General features: G+C 60.2%; 26 protein-coding genes and 1 tRNA gene. 20 read left to right on the forward strand and 7 right to left on the reverse strand.

Going from position 1 to position 24408, the window contains the following annotated elements; translation table 11 throughout:
- Positions 1-138 precede the first annotated feature (138 nt).
- The 12 genes from AC0J41_RS21610 to AC0J41_RS21665 all read left to right on the forward strand — a co-directional run bounded on the left by AC0J41_RS21610 (position 139) and on the right by AC0J41_RS21665 (position 10279).
- The gene (locus AC0J41_RS21610) at positions 139-1125 is read left to right on the forward strand and encodes an NAD(P)/FAD-dependent oxidoreductase (protein ID WP_025109332.1); all 987 of its coding nucleotides are present in this window, start codon (positions 139-141) and stop codon (positions 1123-1125) included.
- Complete coding sequence (locus AC0J41_RS21615; protein WP_025109333.1) at positions 1122-1337, forward strand: TIGR02450 family Trp-rich protein; 216 nt, start codon at positions 1122-1124, stop codon at positions 1335-1337. Before AC0J41_RS21610 ends, AC0J41_RS21615 begins: the two co-directional genes overlap by 4 nt.
- 222 nt (positions 1338-1559) lie before the next feature.
- Positions 1560-2522, forward strand: a complete 963-nt coding sequence (locus AC0J41_RS21620) for a YbgA family protein (protein ID WP_473013565.1) — start codon at positions 1560-1562, stop codon at positions 2520-2522.
- Complete coding sequence (locus tag AC0J41_RS21625; protein ID WP_473013566.1) at positions 2522-3463, forward strand: MerR family transcriptional regulator; 942 nt, start codon at positions 2522-2524, stop codon at positions 3461-3463. Before AC0J41_RS21620 ends, AC0J41_RS21625 begins: the two co-directional genes overlap by 1 nt.
- Positions 3464-3474: 11 nt before the next feature.
- The gene (phrB, locus tag AC0J41_RS21630; RefSeq protein ID WP_473013567.1) at positions 3475-4920 is read left to right on the forward strand and encodes a deoxyribodipyrimidine photo-lyase; all 1446 of its coding nucleotides are present in this window, start codon (positions 3475-3477) and stop codon (positions 4918-4920) included.
- Positions 4913-5335: a nuclear transport factor 2 family protein gene (locus tag AC0J41_RS21635; protein WP_025109337.1), complete on the forward strand. Its 423-nt coding sequence runs from the start codon at positions 4913-4915 to the stop codon at positions 5333-5335. Before phrB ends, AC0J41_RS21635 begins: the two co-directional genes overlap by 8 nt.
- Positions 5332-6114, forward strand: coding sequence for an SDR family NAD(P)-dependent oxidoreductase (locus AC0J41_RS21640; RefSeq protein WP_473013568.1), 783 nt, complete (start codon positions 5332-5334; stop codon positions 6112-6114). Before AC0J41_RS21635 ends, AC0J41_RS21640 begins: the two co-directional genes overlap by 4 nt.
- On the forward strand, positions 6111-7358 hold the full coding sequence (locus AC0J41_RS21645; RefSeq protein WP_473013569.1) for an NAD(P)/FAD-dependent oxidoreductase: 1248 nt from the start codon (positions 6111-6113) through the stop codon (positions 7356-7358). The genes AC0J41_RS21640 and AC0J41_RS21645 overlap by 4 nt, the downstream gene beginning before the upstream one ends.
- Positions 7355-8170 carry a DUF1365 domain-containing protein gene (locus AC0J41_RS21650; RefSeq protein WP_473013570.1) on the forward strand — a complete coding sequence of 272 codons (816 nt, stop codon included), beginning with the start codon at positions 7355-7357 and terminating at the stop codon, positions 8168-8170. The genes AC0J41_RS21645 and AC0J41_RS21650 overlap by 4 nt, the downstream gene beginning before the upstream one ends.
- The gene (locus tag AC0J41_RS21655; protein WP_025109341.1) at positions 8157-9422 is read left to right on the forward strand and encodes an SAM-dependent methyltransferase; all 1266 of its coding nucleotides are present in this window, start codon (positions 8157-8159) and stop codon (positions 9420-9422) included. The genes AC0J41_RS21650 and AC0J41_RS21655 overlap by 14 nt, the downstream gene beginning before the upstream one ends.
- Positions 9415-9906: a DUF2878 domain-containing protein gene (locus AC0J41_RS21660; RefSeq protein WP_025109342.1), complete on the forward strand. Its 492-nt coding sequence runs from the start codon at positions 9415-9417 to the stop codon at positions 9904-9906. Before AC0J41_RS21655 ends, AC0J41_RS21660 begins: the two co-directional genes overlap by 8 nt.
- A 67-nt stretch (positions 9907-9973) precedes the next feature.
- Positions 9974-10279: a YkgJ family cysteine cluster protein gene (locus AC0J41_RS21665; RefSeq protein ID WP_025109343.1), complete on the forward strand. Its 306-nt coding sequence runs from the start codon at positions 9974-9976 to the stop codon at positions 10277-10279.
- 131 nt (positions 10280-10410) lie between these two features.
- Here AC0J41_RS21665 and AC0J41_RS21670 read toward each other — a convergent pair whose 3' ends face one another.
- From AC0J41_RS21670 to hemA, 6 genes are all read right to left on the reverse strand, one after another.
- Complete coding sequence (locus AC0J41_RS21670; RefSeq protein ID WP_025109344.1) at positions 10411-10929, reverse strand: acyloxyacyl hydrolase; 519 nt, start codon at positions 10927-10929, stop codon at positions 10411-10413.
- A 112-nt stretch (positions 10930-11041) separates the two neighbouring features.
- A complete protein-coding gene (gene murI, locus AC0J41_RS21675) occupies positions 11042-11845 on the reverse strand; it encodes a glutamate racemase (RefSeq protein ID WP_473013571.1) in 804 nt (267 codons plus the stop codon).
- Entirely contained in the window at positions 11838-12593 is a 756-nt protein-coding gene (locus tag AC0J41_RS21680) for a molybdopterin-synthase adenylyltransferase MoeB (protein WP_025109346.1), read from the reverse strand. Before AC0J41_RS21680 ends, murI begins: the two co-directional genes overlap by 8 nt.
- Positions 12587-13417: a peptide chain release factor N(5)-glutamine methyltransferase gene (prmC, locus tag AC0J41_RS21685; RefSeq protein ID WP_473013572.1), complete on the reverse strand. Its 831-nt coding sequence runs from the start codon at positions 13415-13417 to the stop codon at positions 12587-12589. Before prmC ends, AC0J41_RS21680 begins: the two co-directional genes overlap by 7 nt.
- Positions 13418-14500, reverse strand: coding sequence for a peptide chain release factor 1 (prfA, locus tag AC0J41_RS21690; protein WP_025109348.1), 1083 nt, complete (start codon positions 14498-14500; stop codon positions 13418-13420).
- On the reverse strand, positions 14497-15783 hold the full coding sequence (gene hemA, locus AC0J41_RS21695; protein ID WP_025109349.1) for a glutamyl-tRNA reductase: 1287 nt from the start codon (positions 15781-15783) through the stop codon (positions 14497-14499). Before hemA ends, prfA begins: the two co-directional genes overlap by 4 nt.
- Positions 15784-15965: 182 nt before the next feature.
- Between hemA and AC0J41_RS21700 the strand changes: the two genes are divergently transcribed.
- The 8 genes from AC0J41_RS21700 (at position 15966) to ychF (ending at position 22885) form a co-directional block, all read left to right on the forward strand.
- Positions 15966-17690 carry a tetratricopeptide repeat protein gene (locus AC0J41_RS21700; RefSeq protein WP_473013573.1) on the forward strand — a complete coding sequence of 575 codons (1725 nt, stop codon included), beginning with the start codon at positions 15966-15968 and terminating at the stop codon, positions 17688-17690.
- Positions 17691-17693: 3 nt separating this feature from the next.
- Positions 17694-18311 carry a lipoprotein insertase outer membrane protein LolB gene (gene lolB, locus AC0J41_RS21705; RefSeq protein ID WP_025109351.1) on the forward strand — a complete coding sequence of 206 codons (618 nt, stop codon included), beginning with the start codon at positions 17694-17696 and terminating at the stop codon, positions 18309-18311.
- Between the two features lies 1 nt (position 18312).
- A complete protein-coding gene (ispE, locus tag AC0J41_RS21710; RefSeq protein WP_473013574.1) occupies positions 18313-19164 on the forward strand; it encodes a 4-(cytidine 5'-diphospho)-2-C-methyl-D-erythritol kinase in 852 nt (283 codons plus the stop codon).
- A 36-nt stretch (positions 19165-19200) separates the two neighbouring features.
- Positions 19201-19275, forward strand: a tRNA-Gln gene (locus AC0J41_RS21715).
- 45 nt (positions 19276-19320) lie between these two features.
- A complete protein-coding gene (locus AC0J41_RS21720) occupies positions 19321-20262 on the forward strand; it encodes a ribose-phosphate pyrophosphokinase (RefSeq protein ID WP_003171603.1) in 942 nt (313 codons plus the stop codon).
- Positions 20263-20404: 142 nt separating this feature from the next.
- Positions 20405-21007: a 50S ribosomal protein L25/general stress protein Ctc gene (locus AC0J41_RS21725; protein ID WP_025109353.1), complete on the forward strand. Its 603-nt coding sequence runs from the start codon at positions 20405-20407 to the stop codon at positions 21005-21007.
- A gap of 170 nt (positions 21008-21177) precedes the next feature.
- Positions 21178-21762: an aminoacyl-tRNA hydrolase gene (gene pth / locus AC0J41_RS21730; protein ID WP_473013575.1), complete on the forward strand. Its 585-nt coding sequence runs from the start codon at positions 21178-21180 to the stop codon at positions 21760-21762.
- Positions 21763-21784: 22 nt separating this feature from the next.
- Complete coding sequence (gene ychF, locus AC0J41_RS21735; protein WP_025109355.1) at positions 21785-22885, forward strand: redox-regulated ATPase YchF; 1101 nt, start codon at positions 21785-21787, stop codon at positions 22883-22885.
- Positions 22886-23070: 185 nt separating this feature from the next.
- On the opposite strand, the gene AC0J41_RS21740 is transcribed toward ychF, so the two are convergent.
- Positions 23071-24288, reverse strand: a complete 1218-nt coding sequence (locus AC0J41_RS21740; RefSeq protein ID WP_473013576.1) for an MFS transporter — start codon at positions 24286-24288, stop codon at positions 23071-23073.
- Between the last annotated feature and the right edge of the window lie 120 nt (positions 24289-24408).

A 24408-nucleotide genomic window follows, 5' to 3' on the forward strand; every position in this document is an offset into this window, starting at 1 on the left:
CTTTTCTATCGGGCAGGCTCTATTGTTTAACAATAGGCCAAGCTGTCAGAACGAGAACGCTAGAAGTTATACCAAAAAACAAAATTGTACAGGTTTCAATCACGGCGTAGTCTGTACAGAAAGGTAAACGAGGCCCCTATGACTGTACCTATCGCAATCATCGGCACCGGCATCGCCGGACTCTCCGCCGCGCAGGCGCTGACAGAGACCGGACATACCGTCCAGCTCTTCGACAAAAGCCGCGGCAGCGGCGGACGCATGTCGAGCAAACGCAGCGACGCCGGTTCTCTGGACATGGGCGCGCAATATTTCACGGCCCGCGACCGACGCTTCGTCACCGAGGTGCAACGCTGGCAAAGCCTGGGTTGGGTCGCCGAATGGCAACCGCAGCTCTACACCTATCAGGGCGGGCAACTGAACCTGTCGCCGGACGAGCAGACCCGCTGGGTCGGCACGCCGCGCATGAGCGCCATTACCCGTGGTTTGCTCAACGGCCTGGAAGTGCATTTCGCCTGCCGCATCACTGAAGTCTTTCGCGGTGAAGAACATTGGCATCTGCAGGACGCGGAAGGTTTCACTCACGGCCCCTTCAGCCATGTCGTGATCGCCACCCCGGCACCGCAAGCCACCGCCTTGCTGGCCGCCGCACCGAAACTCGCCGGCGCCGCAGCCGGGGTGAAGATGGACCCGACCTGGGCCGTCGCCCTCGCCTTCGATACGCCGCTGGATACCCCGATCGAAGGTTGCTTTGTGCAGGACAGCCCCCTCGACTGGCTGGCACGCAACCGCAGCAAACCGGGACGCGATACCACCTGCGACACTTGGGTGCTGCACGCCAGCAGTGCCTGGAGCCGGCAGCATATCGACCTGCCCAAGGAAGCGGTGATCGAGCAACTGCACGGTGCTTTTGCCGAACTGCTGCACAGCGCCATGCCCGCCCCGACCTTCAGCCTCGCCCACCGCTGGCTCTATGCACGGCCTGCCACCGGCCACGAATGGGGCACATTGGCCGATGCCGATCTGGGCCTGTATGCCTGCGGCGACTGGTGTCTGTCAGGGCGCGTCGAAGGGGCCTGGCTCAGCGGTCAGGAAGCCGCGCGCCGCTTGCACGAGAACCTGCAGTGAACCGCATCAATCCGCAAAAACTGCTGCTGTCGAAGTGGACAGCAGCCCACCCGCAAAATCGTGAGAAGCACTTTCTGGTGACCGAACTGATCCGCGACGAGGACGGTACGGTGCTGGAGATCGAATTGCAGGCGGTGCTCACGCAGCGCGCCGAGCGCCTCGATTGGCAGACGCTGAAGAACAACGATCACTGGCTACTGGGCTGGAAATAGCCCCCCCCATCCCTCATGGGAGCGGGCTTGCTGGCGAAAGCGGTGAGTCAGTCACATCAATCCAGCCGACCTGACGCCTTCGCGAGCAAGCCCGCTCCCACGGCCAATAATGTAAACCCGGAAAAACTTATACAAATGAGTTGACTTGTACACGTACGAATCTATGCTGATTGAAAGTTGTACAGAAATAACAACCTGTACAGGAATAGATTCGAGGTGTGCATGTCCGACCTTACTGTCTCCCGGCCAAAAATCGCCATCAGCGCCTGCCTGATGGGCGCCGAAGTGCGCTACAACGGTGGGCACAAGGAATCGCGGCTGTGCAGCCGCACCCTTGTCGAGTATTTCGAGTTCGTCCCGGTGTGCCCCGAAGTCGCCATTGGCCTGGGCATTCCTCGCGAGCCGATCAGGCTGGTGGGGAATCCGGACACCCCCGAAGCCATCGGCACCGTCAACCCGCACATCAATGTCACCGAACCGCTGGCCGCCTACGGCAAGCGAATGGCTGGCGAACTTGATGGCATCTGCGGCTACATTTTCATGCAGCAATCGCCCTCGTGCGGTCTGGAACGGGTCAAGGTCTATCACGCCAACGGCGCACCGGTGAACGGCGGCGGCCGTGGTATTTATGCCCAGGCGTTCTGCGCGCAGCATCCGGACCTGCCGGTGGAAGAAGCCGGGCGCCTCAACGATCCGGTGCTGCGGGAAAACTTCATCACCCGCGTACTCGCCTACAGCCAATGGCAGCAAGTGCTGAAACAGGGTTTGAGCCGCCGCGCACTGACCGAATTCCACTCGCGCTACAAATACCTGCTGATGGCCCACAACCCGGAGCAGTACAAGGCCCTGGGCAAACTGTTGGGCAACATGGGCCAGACCGATCCGGTCGAACTCGGCCCGCGCTACTTCAGCGAATTGATGAGTGCGCTGAAGAAATGCGCCACCCGCCGTACCCACAGCAATGTCCTGCAGCACATCAGCGGTTATCTGAAACGGGCGATCAGCACCGCCGACAAACAGGAAATGCAGCATGTCATCGGCCAGTACCGTCACGGCATCGTGCCGCTGGTGGTGCCGCTGACGTTGCTCAAACACCACTTTCGCCAACACCCGGATCCGTACATTGCGCAACAGGTCTACCTGCAGCCGCATCCGGAAAACCTCAGCCTGCGAAACGCCATTTGATGAACGACACACTCGACACCAGCGCCCAGGAAGACCTCGGCGCCGACTTCAAGAAAGCCCTCGACGAGGGTTGGCTGCCGATCCGCGAGGTCGCGCGGCAGACCGGCGTCAACGCAATCACCCTGCGCGCCTGGGAGCGCCGTTATGGGCTGATCGTGCCGCAACGCACGCCCAAGGGCCATCGCCTGTACTCCAGCGAGCATGTGCAACGGATCCTGACCATTCTCACCTGGCTCAACCGGGGCGTGGCGGTCAGTCAGGTCAAACCGCTGCTCGACACGCCACAAGCCTTTACCGAAACGGTGGAGAACGACTGGCAACGCCTGCGTCACGCCCTGCTCAACGCCGTCACCCAGCTCAACGAACGTAACCTCGACGACAGCATCAACCAGGCCATGGCCCTGTATCCACCGCGCACCCTGTGCGAGCAATTGCTGCTGCCGCTGCTGGCCGAACTTGAACAGCGCTGGCAAGGCCAGTTCGGGGCGCAAATGGAGCGGGTGTTCTTTTATTCGTGGTTACGCAGCAAATTCGGCGCACGCATCTACCATAACAATCGGCAACTACACGCTGCGCCGCTGCTGTTGATCAATCACTCCGACCTGCCACTGGAACCGCACCTGTGGCTATGCGCGTGGCTGATCAGCAGTGCCGATTGCCCGGTGCAAGTGTTCGACTGGCCGCTACCGGCCGGAGAACTGGCGCTGGCGGTCGAGCATCTGCAAGCGCGTGGCGTACTGCTGTATTCGAGCAAGGCGATGAACCTGGCGCAGTTGCCAAAACTGCTGAATGGCGTCAGTGCTCCGAAAATGCTGGTCGGACCAACGGTATGCATCCACCAGACCGAGTTGTCCGTAATAACCCGTGAGATCGCTGATTTGTCCCTGGCCGAAGATCCGCTCTCGGCACATCAGGCACTCGTTCAGCGTGGGCTGATTTAATGGAAACCGCGATGCAATTGATCTGGCTGCGCAGCGACTTGCGCCAACATGACAACACCGCCCTCGCCGCCGCCGCAGCGCGCGGCCCGACGGTTGCCGTGTACCTGTTGAGCCCGCAGCAGTGGCGCGAGCATGACGACGCCGCGTGCAAGGTCGACTTCTGGCTGCGTAATCTGCGTGAACTGAGCGCACGCCTCGGTGAACTGAACATTGCGTTGCTGCTGCGCACAGCTGCTCATTGGGATCAGGCCCCGGCCGTGCTGCTCGAACTATGCCGGCAACTGAACATCGAGGCCGTGCACGCCAACGAAGAATACGGCGTCCACGAAAGCCGTCGTGATGCGGCGGTGGCCCAGGCCCTGAACACCAAAGGCATCGCTTTTCACAGTTATCTTGACCAACTGTTGTTCAAACCCGGCACGGTACTGACCAAGACCGAGACCTACTTTCAGGTGTTCAGCCAGTTCCGCAAGGTGTGCTACGAGCGCCTGCATCGCTCGATGCCTGCGCTGGTAAAAGCACCCGGCAAACAGGCGCAGCTCAACATCGCCAGCGATCCGGTGCCTGCTTCGATCGAAGGTTTTGCAACACCAAGTGGGTCATTGCGCGCCCTGTGGCCGGCCGGCGAACAGGAAGCCCGGCGCCGTCTCGATACCTTCGCCGACGCGCAAATCGACTACTACCAGAGCGAGCGCGACTTCCCGGCCAAGCCCGGCACCAGTCAACTTTCGGCTTATCTGGCCGCCGGGGTGATCTCGCCGCGCCAATGCCTGCACGCCGCCCTGCAAAGCAATCAAGGCGAGTTCGACAGCGGCAAGGTCGGCGCGGTGACCTGGATCAACGAGCTGCTGTGGCGCGAGTTCTATAAACACATTCTGGTCGGCTATCCCCGCGTCTCGCGCAACCGTGCGTTTCGCCCGGAAACCGAGGCCCTGGCCTGGCGCGATGCACCGGACGAACTCGCTGCCTGGCAAGAAGCACGCACCGGGTTGCCGATCATCGATGCGGCCATGCGCCAACTGCTGGAAACCGGCTGGATGCACAACCGCCTGCGGATGGTAGTGGCGATGTTCCTGACCAAAAACCTGCTGATCGACTGGCGCGAAGGCGAACGGTTTTTCATGCAGCACCTGATCGACGGCGACCTGGCGGCGAACAACGGCGGATGGCAGTGGAGCGCATCGACCGGCACCGATTCGGCGCCGTACTTCCGCATTTTCAACCCGCTGAGCCAATCGGAAAAATTCGACAGCGAAGGCCTGTTCATCAAGCACTGGCTGCCTGAGCTGGCCGATTTGAACAAAAAGCAAGTGCACAACCCGGCCAGTGCTGGCGGGCTGTTCGGCGTCGCGGATTATCCGTTGCCGATCGTCAATCTCGGGGCGTCGCGCGAACGGGCGCTGGCGGCCTTCAAGAACCTGCCGTCGCGCTCGTCCATGGGAGAGGGCCATGAGTGAATTTCTGCGCCGCTTCGCTCGCCAGTTTGCCGAATTGAACAAAGGCAACCTGCAACGTCTGGGCGAGCTGTACAGCGATGACATTCACTTCACCGACCCGTTGCACGAAGTCCAGGGGCTGGCGCAACTGCAGCATTACTTCAGCGAGCTGTATGCCAACGTCAACGAGCTGCGCTTTGACTTCCACGGCTTCGACCAGATCGGTGACTGTGAAGGCTACCTGCGCTGGGTCATGAGTTACCGCCACCCGCGCCTGGCGGGTGGCCGATTGATTCGCGTCGCCGGGTGTTCGCACCTGCTGTGGCGCGACAAGGTCTATCGCCACCGGGATTATTTCGATGCCGGGGCGATGCTGTATGAACATTTACCCGTATTGGGCCGGGTGATTGCCTGGCTGAAAAGGAGAATGGGATGAGTCGTACACCTCCACGGCGGTATTGGCTGACCGGTGCCAGCAGTGGCATCGGCGCAGCGCTGGCCGAAGAGATTCTGAAAAGCGGCGCGCATCTGGCCGTCAGCTCGCGCCAGTTGCCACCACTCAAGGTGTTGGCGCAACGCTATCCGGGGCAAGTGCTGATTGTGGCAGGCGACTTGACCAACAGTCAGGTCGTGCGCGAGATCGGCCAGCAGATCGAACACGCCTGGGGCTCGCTCGATAGCGTGATCCTCAATGCGGGCACCTGTGAGTATGTTGATGCGCGGCAGTTCGACGCCTCGATCATCGAACATGTGGTGCGCACCAACCTGCTCGCCAGCAGCTACTGCATTGAAGCCGCCCTGCCATTGCTGCGCAAAGGCACCGCGCCCTATCTGATCGGCATGGCCAGCTCCGTCACCTATCTGCCGCTGCCTCGGGCCGAAGCCTACGGCGCGTCGAAAGCCGGGCTGCGCTACTTGTTTGAATCGCTGCGCATCGATCTGGCGGACGAAGGCATAGAAGTCACCATCATCAGCCCAGGCTTTGTCGAAACACCGCTGACGGCAAAGAACGATTTTCCGATGCCCCTCAGTTGGCCTGTGGATAAAGCAGCACGACACATCTTCGCCAAGCTCAAGGATCGTCCTCTGGAAATCGCCTTTCCGGCACTGTTCATGGCAGCACTGTGGCCACTGTCGAAGCTGCCGGCGCGCCTGCAACTGGCAATCGGCAAGCGCATGGTGCGCAGCAGCCCACCGTTGCGGGACCCAACATGAGAATCGCCATCGTCGGCAGCGGGATCGCGGGCCTGACCTGCGCCTACCTGCTCAATCGCCGACATGACGTCACGGTGTTCGAGGCCAGCGACTGGGTCGGCGGCCACACGCACACCGTGCAGGTGACCGTCGATGGCCGCGAATACAACGTGGACACCGGTTTCATCGTGTTCAACGACTGGACTTACCCGAACTTCATTCGTTTGCTTGGCCAGCTCGGGGTGTCGTTCAAACCGACCGAAATGAGCTTCTCGGTGACCGACCCGGACACGGGGCTGGAATACAACGGCAACAACCTCAACAGCCTGTTTGCCCAGCGCCGCAACCTGCTGTCGCCGGGATTCTGGGGCATGTTGCGCGACATCCTGCGTTTCAATAAGGAAGCCCAGCGCGATCTTGCTGAACAACGGATCGCCGCCGACACCACGCTCGACGATTACCTCAAGGCCGGCGGTTACGGCGAACGCTTCATCCTGCATTACATCGTGCCGATGGGGTCGGCGATCTGGTCGATGCCGATGGCCGAGATGCTCAATTTTCCACTGCAGTTCTTCGTGCGTTTTTTCAAGAATCATGGGTTGTTGTCGGTCAGTGATCGCCCGCAATGGCAGGTGATCGAGGGCGGTTCAAGTGCCTATGTCGCGCCACTGACTGCAGCATTCAACGACAGGATCCGCCTCAGTTGCCCAGTGACCCGTATCGATCGCGACGAACACGGCGTGGTGATCCACAGCCCGGCCGGCATCGAACGCTTCGACAAAGTCGTGCTCGCCTGCCACAGCGACCAGGCCCTGCAACTGCTGGCCACTCCCAGCCACGAAGAACGGACGATCCTCGGCGCCCTGCCCTACGCCGATAACGAAGTGGTATTGCATACCGATACCCGCCTGTTGCCCTCACGCAAACTGGCCTGGGCCAGTTGGAACTACCGCTTGAGCGGTGCCGGCCATACGCATGCCGCTGTCACCTACGACATGAACATTCTGCAGGGAATGGCGAGCGACACCACGTTCTGCGTCAGCCTCAATCAGAGCGCCGGCATCAGTCCGTTCAAGGTGCTCGCCAAATACACTTACGCCCATCCACAATTCAGCCTCGCGGCGGTGGCGGCGCAAAACCGCTGGGCCGAACTGGACGGCCAGCAACACACCCATTACTGCGGCGCCTACTGGGCCAACGGCTTTCATGAAGACGGCGTGGTCAGCGCCTTGCGCGTGGCCGAGGCGTTCGGGGAAAGCTTATGAACAGCGCCCTGTACAGCGGCTGGATCGGCCACCGACGCTTTGCGCCCAGACGCCATGAGTTCCGTTACCGGATCGGTCTGCTGTACCTCGATCTGGCCGAACAGGACGCGGTGTTCGAGCTCTCGGCACTTGCCAGTCGCAGCCGTTTTGCAGCGTTTTCATTCCGTGAAACCGACTACCTGAAAACCTTCACCGGCAGCGGCATGCGCCTGATCGATGCGGTGCGCCAGCAGGTCGGCGCCGCCCTCGGCCATGAACCGCAAGGATCGGTCTGCCTGCTGACCCAACCACGCAGTTGGGGTCTGGCGTTCAACCCGGTGAGTTTCTTTTATTGCCACGAGGCCGACGGCCAACTGGCAGCGATTCTCTGTGAAGTGACCAACACGCCGTGGCGCGAGCGTTATCACTACGTGCTGCCGGCCCGTACTCCGGTCGATCTGCAGGACTTTCACCAGCACTTCGCCGTGGCCAAGGCCTTTCATGTCTCGCCGTTCCTGCCGCGTGATCTTGAGTACCGCATGAGTTTCAGCCCGGCAGCACAAACCTTGGGTGTGCACATGGCCGACTGGCAGGGCGAACAGAAACTGTTCGACGCCACGCTGAACTTGCAGCGCGAGCCCCTCGACCGCCGCAGCCTGCACCGCTACTTGTGGCGCTTTCCGTGGATGACCGCGAAAACCTGCCTGGCGATTTATTGGCAAGCCCTGCGCCTGCTGCTCAAGCGTGCCCCGATTTTTGCTCATCAGGCTGCCGACGGCAGCTTTCAGATCGCCACTGCGCCTCCCAAGGAGCAACGCCATGAAATCCTCTAGCCTGTCAGTCAGTCGCCTCAATACCAATGGTTTGACCGGCTCGCTGCTGCGTCGCGGTGTGTTGCGCCAGTTGGGCCAGCTCAAACACGGCCAATTGCTGCTGATCGAGGACGGTGAGCAAACACTGTTCGGCACCCCGGGCAGTGCGTTGCTGGGCGAAATCCACATACAGGACCCAGCCGCCTGGGGCATGGTCGCCAGCAACGGTTCGATCGGTGCAGGCGAGGCGTTTATTCATGGCTATTGGAGTTCGCCTGACCTGACCGCCGTGGTGCGAGTGTTCGTCAGCAATCTTGACGTGCTGGACGCGATGGAGGGTGGACTGGCCCGCCTCGGTCGCCCCTTCGTGCAAGGCCTGCACTGGCTCAACCGCAACACGCGCAAGGGTTCGCAGAAAAACATCGCCGCGCACTACGACCTGGGCAACGATCTGTTCGAGCAATTTCTCGACCCGACCATGATGTATTCGGCAGCGCAGTTCCTCACCCCCGAGGACAGTCTGGAACAGGCCCAACTGAACAAGCTGGAACGGATCTGCCAGAAACTCGCGCTCAAGCCCACCGACCACTTGCTGGAGATCGGCACAGGTTGGGGCAGCATGGCGCTCTACGCCGCGCAGCATTACGGTTGCCATGTAACCACCACGACACTGTCGAAAGAGCAGTACGCGTTTACCGCCCAGCGTATCGAGGCACTGGGATTACAGGATCGGGTAACGCTGCTGCTCAAGGACTACCGCGACCTCACCGGCGAATACGACAAACTGGTGTCGATCGAAATGATCGAAGCGGTCGGCCACCGCTTCCTGCCGACCTACTTCAAGCAATGCGCGCACCTGCTCAAGAGCAACGGCCTGATGCTGTTGCAGGCGATCACCATCCGCGAGCAGCGCTATGAACAGGCCCGGCGCGGTGTCGACTTCATCCAGCGCTACATCTTCCCCGGCGGCGCCCTGCCCTGTGTGCAGAAGATGCTCGAGATCGTCAGTCGCGACACCGACATGAACCTGCTGCACATGGAAGACTTCGGCCTGCATTACGCCCGCACCCTGCGCCTGTGGCACGAGAACTTTCGCCGCGCCCACGGGCGGTTGAGCGAGCTGGGCTACGACGATTACTTCCTCAGGCTCTGGGAGTTTTATCTGTGTTACTGCGAGGGCGGATTCCTGGAACGCACCATCGGCACGGCGCAACTGCTTCTGGCTAAACCTGCGGCGATGCCGGCGCCACTGCTCGGGCGCTTCGATGCTTGAGCGGCTATGCAACGCAGCGCTGTTCCAGATCGGCTGGCTGGCCTGCGTGCTCGGCGGCAATAGCCTGTGGTTGCTGCTGGCCCTGGCGGTGTTGGTGATCCATCTGGGCTGGATCAGCAGTTGGGCGGCGGAAGGTCGCCTGATCCTCAGCGTGGTGATTGTCGGCACCGCGGTGGACAGCGTATTGCGCGCAGCGGGGGTGTTCGATTTTCAGGATCCGGCACCGCTGATTCCGCTGTGGCTGATGCTGCTCTGGGCCTTGCTCGCCACCACGTTGCGCCACTGCCTGCAATGGAGCGCCCGGCCATGGTGGCTGGCCAGCGTACTCGGCGCAGTGGGTGGCGCCGTGTCCTATTACGGCGGCGGACATTTGGCCGGGGTGCAATTTCCCTATGGTGAACTGCCGACCCTGATCGGCATCGCTCTGCTGTGGTCACTGCTATTTCCGTTGCTGCATGCCATGGCGCGACGTCTGAGCCATTGAGCCCGATCCATTGAGCGTCTGTCAGGCCTTTCACACAGTCACCGGCCACTGCCTTACACTGCCGACCATGAAAACCATTCCCCATCGGCAAATTGCCGAACCAGCGGTCACGTGTTCGACCTGCGCAGCCTGTTGCTGTCAGCTCGAAGTGATGTTGATTACCGACACCGGCGTGCCTGAGCGCTTTATCGATACCGATGAGTGGGGCGGTGAGGTGATGTTGCGTCTGGACGACGGCTGGTGCGCCGCGCTGGATCGCGACAGCATGATGTGCACGATCTACGAGAAACGCCCGCTGATCTGCCGCGAGTTCGAGATGGGTGCGCCGGAATGCATTGAAGAACGCAAAGGCATTGCCACGGCCTACCGCTGATCCCGAAGACACCCCAAAACCAAATGTGGGAGCGGGCTTGCTCGCGAAAGCCGTGGGTCAATCAACTCAGCTGTCGACTGATACACCGCATTCGCGAGCAAGCCCGCTCCCACAGGGTTATCTGCAAGCCGTTACAGCGGCATCGAATAATGCAGCGAGTAACTTTCCACACCGTCGTTGTTGCTGTTCAGACCGGCGTTGGAATAGTGAGTCGCGCGAATCCCCACTTCATGCCCGCCGTTGAAACGCAAACCGAAACCGAGGCGGTCTTCGAACTGGAAGGCCTGGCCGATATTGTTGTCTTCGTAGCGCGTATCGGAGAACAGCGCCACACCAATCCCCGCTTCCACATACGGTTTGACCGACTGACCGGCAAACTCGTAAACGAACACCGGCGAGAACGACAGGCTGTTGTTGCTGGAGGTCTTGTCACCTTCCCAGTAAGTGTAAGCGCCGCTCCAGTAGCCGGTCAGACGCCCGACGTCGCTTTGCAGCCAGCTCTTGTCCCAATCGAAATTCATCCCCAGGCGATACGTCATCGTCGAATCGCTGGTCGCCCCCACTGCAAACTCAACGTTTGCCGCTTGTGCAGTAAAACTTTGCCCCATCAGTGCAGCCGCAATCGCGGCCAAGCAGAATAGTCGCTTCACGTTGAAACTTCCTTTTCCGGAACGATCGTTTGGTTTTCTAGGTAACTCAGCCGTATAGAAATCGGCGCTTGATCAGAAGTTCAGCTGACTTTTTAGATATTTCACACTTTTTTTACAAGGTGAATTTTTCAACGACGCCGGCGACTTGGCCCAGCAGGGGCAGGGTCTTGCGAAAGGACTCGGGATCGGCACTGGTCCAGAATCTGACCGGGCGGTTCGGCCCCTCGGCGAGCAACTCGCGCTCGGCCAGCAACCGTTGCAGCTGCCGTGCTACGGCCGCGCCAGTGTCGATCAGGCTGATGCTCTCGGGGATCATCGTCTTGAGCATCGTCTTGAGCATCGGCTTGAGAAAGGGATAGTGGGTGCAGCCCAGAATGATCGTGTCGCAACCATTGGCCAGCAGCGGATCGACATAGTGCTTGAGCAATGCGCGCAACTCGCTGCTGTGCAGATCGCCGCTTTCAATCAGCTCGACCAGCCCCGGGCACGGCTGGGTGACAACCCGAACATCCGTGGCAAAACGGTCGAGCAACGCGGCGAACTTGGCGCTCTGCAATGTGCCGGTGGTGGCGAGTACGCCGACCACACCGCTACGGGTCGCGGCGGCGGCAGGTTTGACCGCCGGCTCCATGCCGACGATCGGCCATTGGGGAAAGTCCCGGCGCAAATCGGCAACCGCGGCCACCGTGGCAGTATTGCAGGCGATCACCAGGGCCTTGGCGCCCTGCTCGCGGAAAAATCCGGCCATCACGTTGCAGCGCTGGCGAATGAATTCCGGGGTCTTCTCGCCGTAGGGAATGTGTCCGCAATCGGCGAAATACAGCAGTGACTCCTGAGGCAGCAAGCGCTGGATCTCGGCCAATACCGACAAGCCGCCGACACCGGAGTCGAACACCGCGATCGGTGCTTCACGCATGCTGCGAACCACAGACGCTGCAACCCGGGTCGCGCTTGACGCGCAGCTCTCGGAAGCGTGAACCCAGTGCGTCAATCAGCAGCAAACGGCCCACCAGTGGCTCGCCGAAACCGACCAGTACCTTCAACGCTTCGAGCGCTTGCAGACTGCCGACCAGCCCCACCAGCGGCCCGACCACACCGGCTTCGCTGCAGGTCAGCTCGGCCTCGCTGCCGTGCCCGTACAGGCAGTGGTAGCACGGACTTTCCGGGCGGCGCGGGTCGAACACCGACAACTGCCCTTCAAGACGAATCGCTGCGCCGCTGACCAGCGGTTTGCGCGCCGCTACGCAGGCGGCATTGACCGCTTCGCGCGTGGAAAAGTTATCGGAGCAATCGAGCACCAGGTCCACCGCAGCCACGGCAGCGGCAAGCGAGTCTTCGTCCAGCGCCTGACGATGGGCAACCAGTTGAATCTCGGGATTGATCGCGCCCAGGCGCTTGAGCGCCGAGTCGACCTTGCTCATGCCGACGCTGTCGGTGTCATGGATGATCTGGCGTTGCAGGTTGGTCAGGTCGACCGTGTCAAAATCCGCCAGATGCAGCTCACCGATACCGGCCGCCGCCAGATACAGCGCGACCGGCGCGCCGAGACCGCCGAGACCGACGATCAGCACACGGCTGTCCTTGAGCTTCAGTTGCCCATCGATATCGATGTGTTGCAGCAGAATCTGCCGGCTGTAGCGCAGCAACTCCTGATCATTCAGCACGGCAGGCGCCCCAGGCTGATCCGTTGATGGCCGCCCAGATCGGTGCGGCTGTGGACTTCTTCGAAACCGCTGGTCAGCAACAGGTCACGCACGGCCTCGGCTTGATCATAGCCGTGTTCGAGCATCAGCCAGCCACCAGCCTCCAGATGGCCCGGGGCCTGGGCGACGATCAGGCGCAGATCGTCGAGCCCGTCAATACCGGCCACTAGCGCACTGGCTGGCTCGAAACGCACGTCGCCCTCGACCAGATGCGGGTCGGCGGCGGCAATGTACGGCGGATTGCTGATGATCAGGTTGAATCGCTGGTTTTCGAGGGCGCTGAACCAGTGGCTGCTCAGCACCGTGGCGTTGTTCAGGTTCAGGCGCTGACGATTGCGTTCGGCCAGGGCCACGGCTTCCAGCACGCGATCCACCGCCGTGACCTTCCACGCCGGACGTTCGCTGGCCAGGGCCAGGGCGATCGCGCCGCTGCCGGTGCCCAGGTCGAGAACTTTCGCCGGCGTTGCCGGCAGCAATTCCAGCGCGGCCTCTACCAGCAATTCGGTGTCCGGACGCGGGATCAGCGTGTGCGGCGCCACTTCCAGATCCAGCTTCCAGAAACCCTGCTGACCGAGAATGTAGGCCACCGGCTCACCGCCACGGCGTCGTTGCAGGTACTCGGCAAAAAGCAGCGCCGCTTCGCTCGGCACGATGCGCTCGGGCCAGGTGTGCAGAAAGCTGCGCGGTTTGCCCAGTGCCGCCGCGAGGAGCAATTCGGCATCCAGACGCGCCGTGGGCGAGTCCGGCAGTTCGGCGGCGCGCAACAGACTGGCAATGATGGTCATTTATTCACCTATCGCTGCGAGTTGGTCAGCCTGGTATTCGGCCAGCAAAGGCTCGATCACCGCTTCAACGCCACCGGCGAGAATTTCATCGAGGGAGTACAGGGTCAGGTTGACACGATGGTCAGTGACCCGGCCCTGGGCAAAGTTGTACGTGCGGATACGCTCGGAACGGTCGCCCGAACCCACCAGCAATTTACGCTCGCTGGCGATGGCATTGGCCGCCGCTGCGGTTTGCTGATCGTTGAGTTTGGCCGACAACCAGGCCATCGCCCGCGCACGGTTCTTGTGCTGGGAACGCTCTTCCTGACACTCGACGACGGTGCCGGTCGGTATGTGCGTGATACGGATCGCCGAGTCGGTGGTGTTGACGTGCTGACCACCGGCCCCGGAGGAGCGGAACGTGTCGACGCGCAGATCCGCCGGGTTGATCTCGATGGCTTCGCGCTCGTCCGGCTCGGGCAACACGGCGACGGTGCAGGCCGAGGTGTGGATGCGGCCCTGAGATTCGGTGGCGGGTACACGCTGTACGCGGTGCGCGCCGGATTCGAATTTCAGCTTGCCGTAAACGTTGTCGCCTTCAATGCGGGCGATGACTTCTTTATAGCCACCGTGTTCACCTTCGTTTTCCGAAAGGATCTCCACACGCCAGCCACGTCGTTCGGCGTAACGCGAGTACATGCGGAACAGGTCGCCGGAGAAGATCGCCGCCTCGTCGCCACCGGTGCCGGCGCGAATTTCGAGAAAGACGTTACGACCGTCATTGGGATCCTTGGGCAGTAACATGCGCTGCAGATCGGCTTCCAGCGTCACCAGCAACTCTTTGGCTTCGCGGACTTCTTCCACGGCCATTTCACGCATGTCCGGGTCGCTGTCCTTGAGCAGCGCCTGCGCGCCTTCAAGATCGCCTTGTACGCCGAGCAGCTTTTTATAGCCTTGCACGACCGGCTCGAGTTCGGCGTATTCCTTGGAATAGGCGCGGAATTTGGCTTGATCGGAAATGACTTCGGCGTCGCCAAGCAGCGCGGTCAGTTCCTCGAAACGGTCCTGGAGGATGTCCAGCTTATTGAGCAGTGACGCTTTCATTGCGGTTTTTTATCCGAAAAACTATCCGGTGAGCCCTCGAGGGCAAAGAGTTCCTGGGCCATGGCCAGCGCATCGAGGCGGCCTTCGGCAGAAAGCTTTTTCAGTTGCACGCTAGGCGCATGCAGCAGTTTATTGGTCAGGCCACGGGCCAGTTGCCCGAGCACCTCTTCGGCGTTGCCGCCGTTGGCCAGCAGACGCAGGGCTTTTTGTAGCTCTTCGTCGCGCAGGCGTTCGCTCTGTTGGCGATAGGCCTTGAGCACATCGACCGCCGCCAGCTCGCGCAGGCGCACCATGAAGTCGTCGGCACCCACCGAAACCATCTCTTCCGCCGCCTGGGCTGCGCCCTGCCGGCTCTTGAGGTTTTCGGCGACCACTTCGTGCAGATCGTCGACGCTATAAAGGTAAACGTCGTCCAGTTCGCCGACTTCCGGCTCGATGTCCCGGGGCACGGCGATGTCGACCATGAAGATCGGCTTGTGCTTGCGCTGCTTCAGCGCGCTTTCGACCGCGCCCTTGCCGAGGATCGGTAATTGGCTGGCGGTCGAGCTGATCACGATATCGCTGCGCACCAGTTCCGCCGGGATGTCCGAGAGCAGCACCGCATGCGCGCCGAACTGCTCGGCCAGCAGGCTGGCGCGCTCCAGCGTACGGTTGGCAACCACGATGCGCTTGACCCCAAGCTCATGCAAATGGCGGGCGACCAGGGTGATGGTCTCGCCGGCGCCGATCAACAGGGCCTGACTGCGTTGCAGGTCGCTGAAAATCTGTTTGGCCAGGCTGACGGCGGCAAACGCCACGGACACCGGGTTTTCGCCGATGGCGGTGTCGGTGCGCACCTGCTTGGCGGCATTGAACGTCGCTTGAAACAGGCGCCCCAGCAGCGGGCCGATGGTGCCGGCCTCGCGGGCCACAGCGTAGGCCGATTTCATCTGGCCGAGAATCTGCGGTTCGCCCAATACCAGCGAATCGAGCCCGGAGGCGACACGCATCATGTGACGAACTGCCGCATCATCTTCATGCACATAAGCACTCGCACGCAGCTCATCGAGGCTTAAATGGTGATAATCGGCCAGCCAGCGCAGCACGGTATCCGCCGACAGCTGATCCTGTTCTATATAAAGCTCACTGCGATTGCAGGTGGAAAGGATCGCAGCTTCGCGGCTGTCGGTCAGTCGGCAGAGCTGCTGCAAGGCTTCCACCAGCTGCTCAGGGGTAAAGGCCACGCGCTCGCGGACGTCTACTGAAGCAGTCTTGTGGTTAATACCGAGTGCAAGGAAGGCCATTCAAGGTCGCTGATGGTGACGTGAAGCCGGCAATTGTCCTACTTCGTCAGATCCAGAACAACTACCGCTGACTATTGTCCCAATCGTTGGTGCCTATAATGGCCACAACTGAGACTCGGTTATGTTTGACCGAAGGCTTGTGTCATGATGATCCGACCGCAGGTTAGTCGTCCTCTTCCTATATGAATAGATCTTCCGCGTTGCTCCTTGCTTTTGTCTTCCTCAGCGGCTGCCAGGCCTTGGCCCCCGTTTCGCCGGACGGCACGCCGCCGGTCGAAGACACCACGCCCACGCCTGAAAAGCCCAAGGTTTACAGCTCGTTCAGCGAGGAAACCGTTTTCAGCCTGCTGAGCGCCGAACTCGCCGGCCAGCGCAATCGTTTCGACATTGCCCTGGACAACTACGTGACCCAGGCCATCAACACCCAGGATCCGGGGGTTTCCGAGCGCGCGTTCCGCATCGCCGAATACCTGGGCGCCGACCAGCCTGCGCTGGATACTGCGCTGATCTGGGCGAAAAACGCCCCGGACGACCTCGAAGCGCAGCGCGCCGCCGCCGTGCAACTGGCCCGCGCCGGGCGTTATGACGACTCCATGGTCTATATGGAGAAAGTCCTGCAGGGCAAAGGTGATACCCATTTTGACTTCCTCGCGCTGTCGGCAGCCGACACCGACCAGGAAACCCGCAACGGTCTGATGAAAAGTTTTGACCGCCTGCTGCAGCGTCACCCGAAGAACAGCCAGCTGATTTTCGGCAAGGCCCTGCTGCTGCAACAGGACGGCGACAACAAAGCCGCACTGACCCTGCTGGAAGACAACCCGCCGGAAGAAGGCGAAATCGCGCCGATCCTGCTGCGCGCGCGCCTGCTGCAAAGCATGAATCGTGGCGACGAAGCCGTGCCGCTGCTCCAGAAAAGCATCAAGAAATACCCGGACGACAAGCGCCTGCGCCTGACCTATGCCCGCACCCTGGTCGAACAGGACCGGATGGACGACGCCAAAGTCGAGTTCTCGACCCTCGTTCAGCAATACCCGGAAGACGATGAGCTGCGGTACTCGCTGGCGCTGGTGTGCCTGGAAGCCAAGGCCTGGGACGAGGCCAAGGGTTACCTGGAAGACCTGATCGCGCGGGAAAGCCACGTCGACTCGGCGCACCTGAACCTCGGCCGTATCGCGGAAGAGCGCAACGATCCGCAGGGCGCACTGATCGAATACGCCCAGGTCGGCCCGGGCAATGACTATCTGCCGGCACAGCTGCGCCAGGCCGATATCCTGATGAACAACGGCAAGACCGCCGAAGCACAAAGCAAACTGGCGGCCGAGCGCGACGCGCAACCGGATTATGCGATCCAGCTGTACCTGATCGAATCCGAAACCCTGTCGGCCAACAAACACGACGACAAGGCCTGGAAAGTATTGCAGCAAGCCCTGCTGCAATACCCGGATGATCTGAACCTGCTCTACACCCGGGCCATGCTCGCGGAAAAGCGCAATGACCTGGCCCAGATGGAAAAAGACCTGCGCCTGATCATCAAGCGCGATCCGGACAACGCCATGGCACTCAACGCCTTGGGCTACACCTTGTCCGATCGCACCACTCGCTACGCTGAAGCCAAGGATCTGATCGAACAGGCGCACCGGATCAACCCGGAAGACCCTGCCGTGCTCGACAGCCTCGGCTGGGTGAATTTCCGCATGGGCAATCTGGATGACGCCGAGAAATACCTGCGCCAGGCGCTGGAGCGTTTCCCGGATCACGAAGTCGCCGCGCACCTGGGCGAAGTCCTGTGGACCAAGGGCAATCAACGCGAAGCCAAACAAATCTGGGGCAAGTTCCTCAAGGATCAGCCCGACAGCACCATTCTGCGCAGCACCATCAAGCGCCTGACCGGATCCGAGACTCTCTAACTCATGTTTTTGCGCCACGTTATTGTTTTCAGCTTCATTGCCCTGCTCGCCGGTTGCGCGGGCTTCGGCGCTCGCGAATCGGTCGAGGGCCACGGCAGCCCGGCTCAATGGGCCGCGAACAAACAGCAACTGACCGCCCTCGATGGTTGGCAGATCGACGGCAAGATCGGTATCCGTGCACCGAAAGACTCCGGTAGCGGCACACTGTTCTGGCTGCAACGTCAGGACTATTACGACATTCGCCTGTCCGGCCCGCTGGGTCGTGGCGCAGCGCGACTGACCGGGCGTCCGGGCAAGGTCTCGCTGGAAGTTGCCAATCAGGGCCGCTACGACGCGCAGTCGCCAGAAGCGTTGCTTGAAGAACAGCTCGGGTGGAAGTTGCCGGTATCGAATCTGGCCTGGTGGGTCCGTGGCCTGCCGGCACCGGAAAGCAAAAGCCGCCTGACCCTCGATAACGACAGTCGCCTGGCCAATCTCGAACAGGATGGCTGGAAGGTCGAGTACTTGAGCTACGCTGAGCAAAACGGTTACTGGCTGCCCGAGCGGATCAAACTGCACGGCACCGACCTGGACGTGACGCTGGTGATCAAGACCTGGCAACCGCGCAAGCTGGGGCAATAGCATGAGCGCTCCACGCCTGACGCTGCCGTCGCCGGCCAAGCTCAATCTGATGCTGCACATTCTCGGTCGCCGTGAAGACGGCTATCACGAGTTGCAGACGCTGTTCCAGTTCGTTGATTACGGCGATGAAATCACTTTCGCCGTACGCGATGACGGTGTGATTCAGTTGCACACCGAGTTCGCCGGTGTGCCGCATGACAGCAACCTGATCGTGCGCGCAGCGAAAATGCTGCAGCAACAATCCGCTTGCTCCCTCGGTATCGATATCTGGATTGATAAAGTTCTGCCTATGGGCGGCGGCATCGGTGGCGGCAGCTCCAACGCGGCCACCACCCTGCTCGGCCTCAATCACTTGTGGCAACTGGGCTGGGATGAAGATCGCCTCGCTGCACTGGGCCTGGCGCTGGGTGCCGACGTCCCGGTTTTCGTCCGTGGTCACGCGGCATTTGCCGAAGGCGTGGGCGAAAAACTGACCCCGGTCGACCCCGAAGAACCGTGGTATCTGGTGCTCGTGCCGCAAGTCTCTGTAAGTACGGCAGAAATTTTTTCCGATCCTTTGTTGACACGTAACACGCCGCCCATTAAAGTGCGCCCCGTTCCCGAGGGAAACAGTCGAAATGACTGCTTGCCGGTGGTAGCAAGGCGTTATCCAGAGGTACGTAACGCATTGGATTTGTTAGGTAAATTTACCGAAGCAAAACTCACCGGAACTGGAAGTTGTGTGTTTGGGGGCTTCCCAAGCAAAGCTGAAGCTGATAAAGTCTCGGCCCTTCTGACAGAGACCCTTACAGGGTTTGTAGCAAAAGGAAGCAACGTTTCGATGTTGCATCGCAAGCTGCAAAGTCTGCTCTAAAGGAACCAGGTGCCAGGCACTTGAAGCAACAGATACAGGGGCGTCGCCAAGCGGTAAGGCAGCAGGTTTTGATCCTGCCATGCGTTGGTTCGAATCCAGCCGCCCCTGCCATTTTCTATACTCATCCAGGTTACCCTCAGCCTCTAGGTACTGCGCGTGTCCAAGATGATGGTCTTTACGGGGAACGCTAACCCCGATCTGGCTCGGCGTGTTGTACGTCAGCTGCATATCCCTCTCGGTGACATCTCTGTCGGTAAGTTCTCCGACGGCGAAATTACTGCCGAGATCAATGAAAACGTTCGCGGTAAAGACGTTTTCATTATTCAGCCGACTTGCGCTCCGACCAACGATAACCTGATGGAACTGGTAGTGATGGCTGATGCCTTCCGCCGCTCCTCAGCTACTCGTATCACTGCTGTTATTCCTTATTTTGGTTATGCCCGTCAGGATCGCCGCCCGCGTTCCGCACGTGTGGCTATCAGCGCGAAAGTCGTCGCTGACATGCTTACCGTAGTCGGCATCGACCGTGTTCTCACGGTTGATCTGCATGCTGACCAGATTCAGGGTTTCTTCGATATTCCGGTAGATAACATCTACGGCTCCCCGGTTCTGGTGGATGACATTGAAGATCAGCGCTTCGAAAACCTGATGATCGTGTCCCCGGACATTGGTGGCGTCGTGCGTGCACGGGCTGTTGCCAAATCCCTGGGCGTGGATCTCGGGATCATCGACAAACGCCGTGAGAAAGCCAATCACTCTGAAGTGATGCATATCATCGGTGATGTCGAAGGGCGTACCTGCATTCTGGTCGATGACATGGTCGATACCGCCGGCACTCTGTGCCACGCGGCCAAGGCCCTGAAAGAGCATGGCGCAGCCAAGGTCTTTGCCTACTGCACACACCCTGTGCTGTCGGGTCGGGCCATCGAGAATATCGAAAATTCCGTGCTGGACGAGCTGGTGGTGACCAACACCATCCCGCTGTCCGCTGCAGCACAAGCCTGTGCACGTATCCGTCAACTGGATATCGCACCGGTTGTTGCCGAAGCGGTTCGCCGCATCAGCAATGAAGAATCGATCAGCGCGATGTTCCGTTAAGGGCCCTGCCCTTCTCGAAATGTCTCGTTGACGAAAAGCGCCCCGCCCCGGCATTCCTGCCGGGGCGGGGCTTTTTTGCCCATACCGTGTTTGGCGCTGGTCGCAAACGTCACTCCGGTCATGGCTATTTTGGAGATACAAAATGAACGATTTTACTCTGAATGCTGAAGTGCGTTCCGACCTGGGGAAAGGTGCGAGCCGCCGCCTGCGTCGTCTCGCCGCCCTGGTTCCAGCTGTTGTTTACGGTGGCGAAAAAGCCCCTGAATCCATCAGCATGCTGGCCAAGGAAGTTGCCAAACTGCTCGAAAACGAAGCGGCTTACAGCCACATCATCGAGCTGAACGTTGGTGGCACCAAGCAAAACGTAATCATCAAAGCTCTGCAGCGTCACCCGGCCAAAGGCCACGTGATGCACGCTGACTTCGTACGCGTTGTAGCTGGCCAGAAACTGACCGCTATCGTTCCTGTGCACTTCATCAACGAAGCTGCTCCAGTGAAGAAAGGCGGCGAGATTTCGCACGTTGTTGCTGAAATCGAAGTGACCTGCCTGCCGAAAGATCTGCCTGAGTTCATCGAAGTCGACCTGGCTAACGCTGAAATCGGTTCGATCATTCACCTGTCGGACCTCAAAGCTCCTAAAGGCGTTGAGTTCGTTGCTCTGGCACACGGCGATGACAAGGCTGTTGCCAACGTCCACGCTCCACGTGTTGCTCCAGAAGCTACCGAAGAAGGCGCAGCAGAGTAATTCACTCTGTAACGCCTGAGTGATCAGTAACATCGCGGACTGGAACGTAGCGAGAAAGCGGGCGAGAACGCGGAGTTTACATTCATGGTAAATGAGCAATTTTCGTCCACTTTCGCCGCCTTCCCTGATCGCGGCGATGTTACTCACCACTCAAAGGAAGGGCCCCTATCGTGACTGCCATCAAACTGATCGTTGGCCTGGGAAATCCAGGCCCCGAATACGACCAGACCCGGCATAACGCAGGGGCCCTTTTTGTTGAGCGCATCGCAGCCGCGCAAGGTGTGAACCTTGTGGCCGATCGCAAGTATTTCGGCCTGACCGGGCGCTATTCGCATCAGGGTCAGGATGTTCGCCTGCTGATTCCCACCACCTACATGAACCGCAGCGGCCAGGCCGTGGCGGCACTCGCCGGTTTCTTCCGCATCAAGCCTGAAGAAATCCTGGTGGCGCACGACGAACTCGACTTGCCTCCGGGCGTCGCCAAGCTCAAGCAGGGCGGCGGCCATGGCGGTCACAACGGGTTGCGCGACATCATCGCGCAACTGGGTAATCAGAATACGTTCTACCGTCTGCGGCTTGGCATCGGCCACCCGGGCGTCGCCAGTATGGTTTCAAATTTCGTCCTGGGTCGTGCGCCACGCGCCGAACAGGAAAAACTCGATGCCAGCATCGACTTTGCCCTCGGCGTGCTGCCGGATATCCTCGCCGGTGAATGGAACCGCGCGATGAAAAACCTGCACAGCCAGAAGGCCTGACTCTTATCCGAGGGGAAACACCATGGGATTCAATTGCGGCATCGTCGGCCTGCCTAACGTCGGCAAGTCCACCCTGTTCAACGCCCTGACCAAATCCGGTATTGCGGCCGAGAACTTCCCCTTCTGCACCATCGAGCCGAACAGCGGCATCGTGCCGATGCCGGATCCGCGTCTGGAAGCACTGGCGGCCATCGTCAATCCGAAGCGCATCCTGCCGACCACCATGGAATTCGTCGACATCGCAGGCCTGGTGGCCGGTGCCTCGAAAGGTGAAGGCCTGGGCAACAAGTTCCTCGCCAACATCCGTGAGACCGACGCGATCGCTCACGTGGTTCGCTGCTTCGAAGACGACAACGTGATCCACGTTTCCAACAGCGTCGATCCAAAGCGCGACATCGAAATCATCGACCTTGAACTGATCTTCGCCGACCTCGACAGCTGCGAGAAGCAACTGCAGAAAGTCGCGCGCAACGCCAAGGGCGGTGACAAGGACGCCGTGGTTCAGAAAGGCCTGCTGGAGCAGTTGATCGCCCACTTCACCGAAGCCAAGCCTGCGCGCAGCCTGATGAAGAACATGAGCGCTGACGAAAAAGCAGTGATCAAGGGCTTCCACCTGCTGACCACCAAGCCGGTCATGTACATCGCCAACGTCGCTGAAGACGGTTTCGAGAACAACCCGCACCTGGACGTGGTCAAGGCCATCGCCGAAGAAGAAGGCGCGATGGTGGTTCCGGTCTGCAACAAGATCGAAGCGGAAATCGCCGAGCTGGATGACGGCGAAGAGAAGGACATGTTCCTTGAGGCCCTGGGCCTGGAAGAGCCTGGCCTGAACCGCGTGATCCGCGCCGGTTACGAAATGCTGCACCTGCAGACCTACTTCACCGCCGGTGTCGAAGAAGTCCGCGCCTGGACCGTCAAGGTCGGTGCCACCGCACCTCAGGCCGCTGGCGTGATCCACACCGACTTCGAGAAAGGCTTCATCCGCGCCGAAGTGATCGCCTACAACGACTTCATCCAGTACAAGGGCGAAGCCGGCACCAAGGAAGCCGGTAAATGGCGTCTGGAAGGCAAGGATTACATCGTCAAAGACGGCGACGTGATGCACTTCCGCTTCAACGTCTAAGCAACACGCCCAAGAAAAAGCCGCGTTTGATACGCGGCTTTTTTGTGCCTGAAATATTTTCCGCCACACCACCAATCCCCTGTAGGAGTGAGCCTGCTCGCGATAGCGGAGTGTCAGTCAATTCAACCGTAACTGACACACCGCTATCGCGAGCAGGCTCACTCCTACAATGGGAAATGTGTGAATCAGGCCTTTTTGGTGCGCGGCAAGAAGATCGCCAACACGCCAAACAACGGCAGGAACGAGCACAGGAAATACACGTACTCAATCCCGTGAATATCCGCCAGATGCCCCAGCAACGCAGCGCCAATCCCGCCAAACCCAAACATCAAACCGAAGAACACCCCGGCAATCATCCCGACATTGCCCGGCACCAGTTCTTGCGCGTAGACCACAATCGCCGAAAACGCCGAGGCGAGGATGAAGCCGATTACCACGCTGAGGAGGGTGGTCCAGAACAGATCGACATGCGGCATCAGCAGCGTGAACGGCGCCACGCCGAGGATCGAGAACCAGATCACCGCCTTACGCCCGATCTTGTCGCCGATCGGCCCACCAAAGAACGTCCCCGCTGCCACCGCGCCGAGAAACAGGAACAGGTGCAGCTGCGAACTGGCCACCGACAGGTCGAACTTCTCGATCAGGTAAAACGTGAAGTAACTGGTGAGGCTGGCCATGTAGAAATACTTGGAGAACACCAGCAACCCCAGCACCACCAGCGCACTGGTCACCCTGCCCTTCGACAACCCGTGAGTCGCCGCCTGGCCGGCCTTGAGCTTGAACAGGTTCAAGTGATGGGCGTACCAGCGGCTGATGCGGTACAGCACAAACAGCGCAAACACCGCGAACAGACCGAACCACGCCACGTTGCCCTGACCAAACGGAATGATGATCGCCGCCGCCAGCAACGGGCCGAACGCGGAACCGGCGTTACCGCCGACCTGGAAGGTCGATTGCGCCAGACCAAAGCGTCCGCCCGAGGCCAGCCGCGCAATCCGTGATGCCTCGGGGTGAAAGGTCGAAGAACCGATACCGATCAGCGCCGCCGCCAGCAGAATCAACGGAAAACTACCGACCACCGACATCATCACGATGCCAATCAGCGTGCAAATCGAACCGGCCGGCAACAGCCACGGTTTCGGATGCCGGTCAGTGTGATAACCGACCCACGGCTGCAACAGCGAAGCGGTCAACTGGAAAGTCAGGGTGATCAGGCCGACCTGGGTGAAGCTCAGGCCGTAGTTGGCCTTGAGCATCGGGTAGATCGACGGCAGCACCGACTGGATCAGGTCGTTGATCAAATGCGCCAGCGCCACGGCGCCGATGATACGCATCACCAGTGGGCTGCTTTGCGGAGCAGCGGGCGCCGAGGCAGCGGCGGTCTGAGCGTTGCTGATAGCCATGGAAGTTTCCGGACAGCTGATGGGTGCACGCAGGCAGGTGCGCCAATGTGCCATTTTTCGGTGCGCCAGCGCCATCCCCTTAGCCAGCTAACTAACTGCCTGGTCGTCGAGCGTTACGTG

Source organism: Pseudomonas sp. Arb-4-2C (genome assembly GCF_055755015.1).

Coding starts and splice junctions, on each gene's coding strand:
- AC0J41_RS21610 (WP_025109332.1), top strand. CDS start 139: ATGACTGTACCTATCGCAATCATCGGCACCGGCATCGCCGGACTCTCC.
- AC0J41_RS21620 (WP_473013565.1), top strand. CDS start 1,560: ATGTCCGACCTTACTGTCTCCCGGCCAAAAATCGCCATCAGCGCCTGC.
- AC0J41_RS21625 (WP_473013566.1), top strand. CDS start 2,522: ATGAACGACACACTCGACACCAGCGCCCAGGAAGACCTCGGCGCCGAC.
- phrB (WP_473013567.1), top strand. CDS start 3,475: ATGCAATTGATCTGGCTGCGCAGCGACTTGCGCCAACATGACAACACC.
- AC0J41_RS21635 (WP_025109337.1), top strand. CDS start 4,913: ATGAGTGAATTTCTGCGCCGCTTCGCTCGCCAGTTTGCCGAATTGAAC.
- AC0J41_RS21640 (WP_473013568.1), top strand. CDS start 5,332: ATGAGTCGTACACCTCCACGGCGGTATTGGCTGACCGGTGCCAGCAGT.
- AC0J41_RS21645 (WP_473013569.1), top strand. CDS start 6,111: ATGAGAATCGCCATCGTCGGCAGCGGGATCGCGGGCCTGACCTGCGCC.
- AC0J41_RS21650 (WP_473013570.1), top strand. CDS start 7,355: ATGAACAGCGCCCTGTACAGCGGCTGGATCGGCCACCGACGCTTTGCG.
- AC0J41_RS21655 (WP_025109341.1), top strand. CDS start 8,157: ATGAAATCCTCTAGCCTGTCAGTCAGTCGCCTCAATACCAATGGTTTG.
- AC0J41_RS21660 (WP_025109342.1), top strand. CDS start 9,415: ATGCTTGAGCGGCTATGCAACGCAGCGCTGTTCCAGATCGGCTGGCTG.
- AC0J41_RS21665 (WP_025109343.1), top strand. CDS start 9,974: ATGAAAACCATTCCCCATCGGCAAATTGCCGAACCAGCGGTCACGTGT.
- murI (WP_473013571.1), bottom strand. CDS start 11,845: ATGCGTGAAGCACCGATCGCGGTGTTCGACTCCGGTGTCGGCGGCTTG.
- prmC (WP_473013572.1), bottom strand. CDS start 13,417: ATGACCATCATTGCCAGTCTGTTGCGCGCCGCCGAACTGCCGGACTCG.
- prfA (WP_025109348.1), bottom strand. CDS start 14,500: ATGAAAGCGTCACTGCTCAATAAGCTGGACATCCTCCAGGACCGTTTC.
- hemA (WP_025109349.1), bottom strand. CDS start 15,783: ATGGCCTTCCTTGCACTCGGTATTAACCACAAGACTGCTTCAGTAGAC.
- AC0J41_RS21700 (WP_473013573.1), top strand. CDS start 15,966: ATGAATAGATCTTCCGCGTTGCTCCTTGCTTTTGTCTTCCTCAGCGGC.
- lolB (WP_025109351.1), top strand. CDS start 17,694: ATGTTTTTGCGCCACGTTATTGTTTTCAGCTTCATTGCCCTGCTCGCC.
- ispE (WP_473013574.1), top strand. CDS start 18,313: ATGAGCGCTCCACGCCTGACGCTGCCGTCGCCGGCCAAGCTCAATCTG.
- AC0J41_RS21725 (WP_025109353.1), top strand. CDS start 20,405: ATGAACGATTTTACTCTGAATGCTGAAGTGCGTTCCGACCTGGGGAAA.
- ychF (WP_025109355.1), top strand. CDS start 21,785: ATGGGATTCAATTGCGGCATCGTCGGCCTGCCTAACGTCGGCAAGTCC.
- AC0J41_RS21740 (WP_473013576.1), bottom strand. CDS start 24,288: ATGGCTATCAGCAACGCTCAGACCGCCGCTGCCTCGGCGCCCGCTGCT.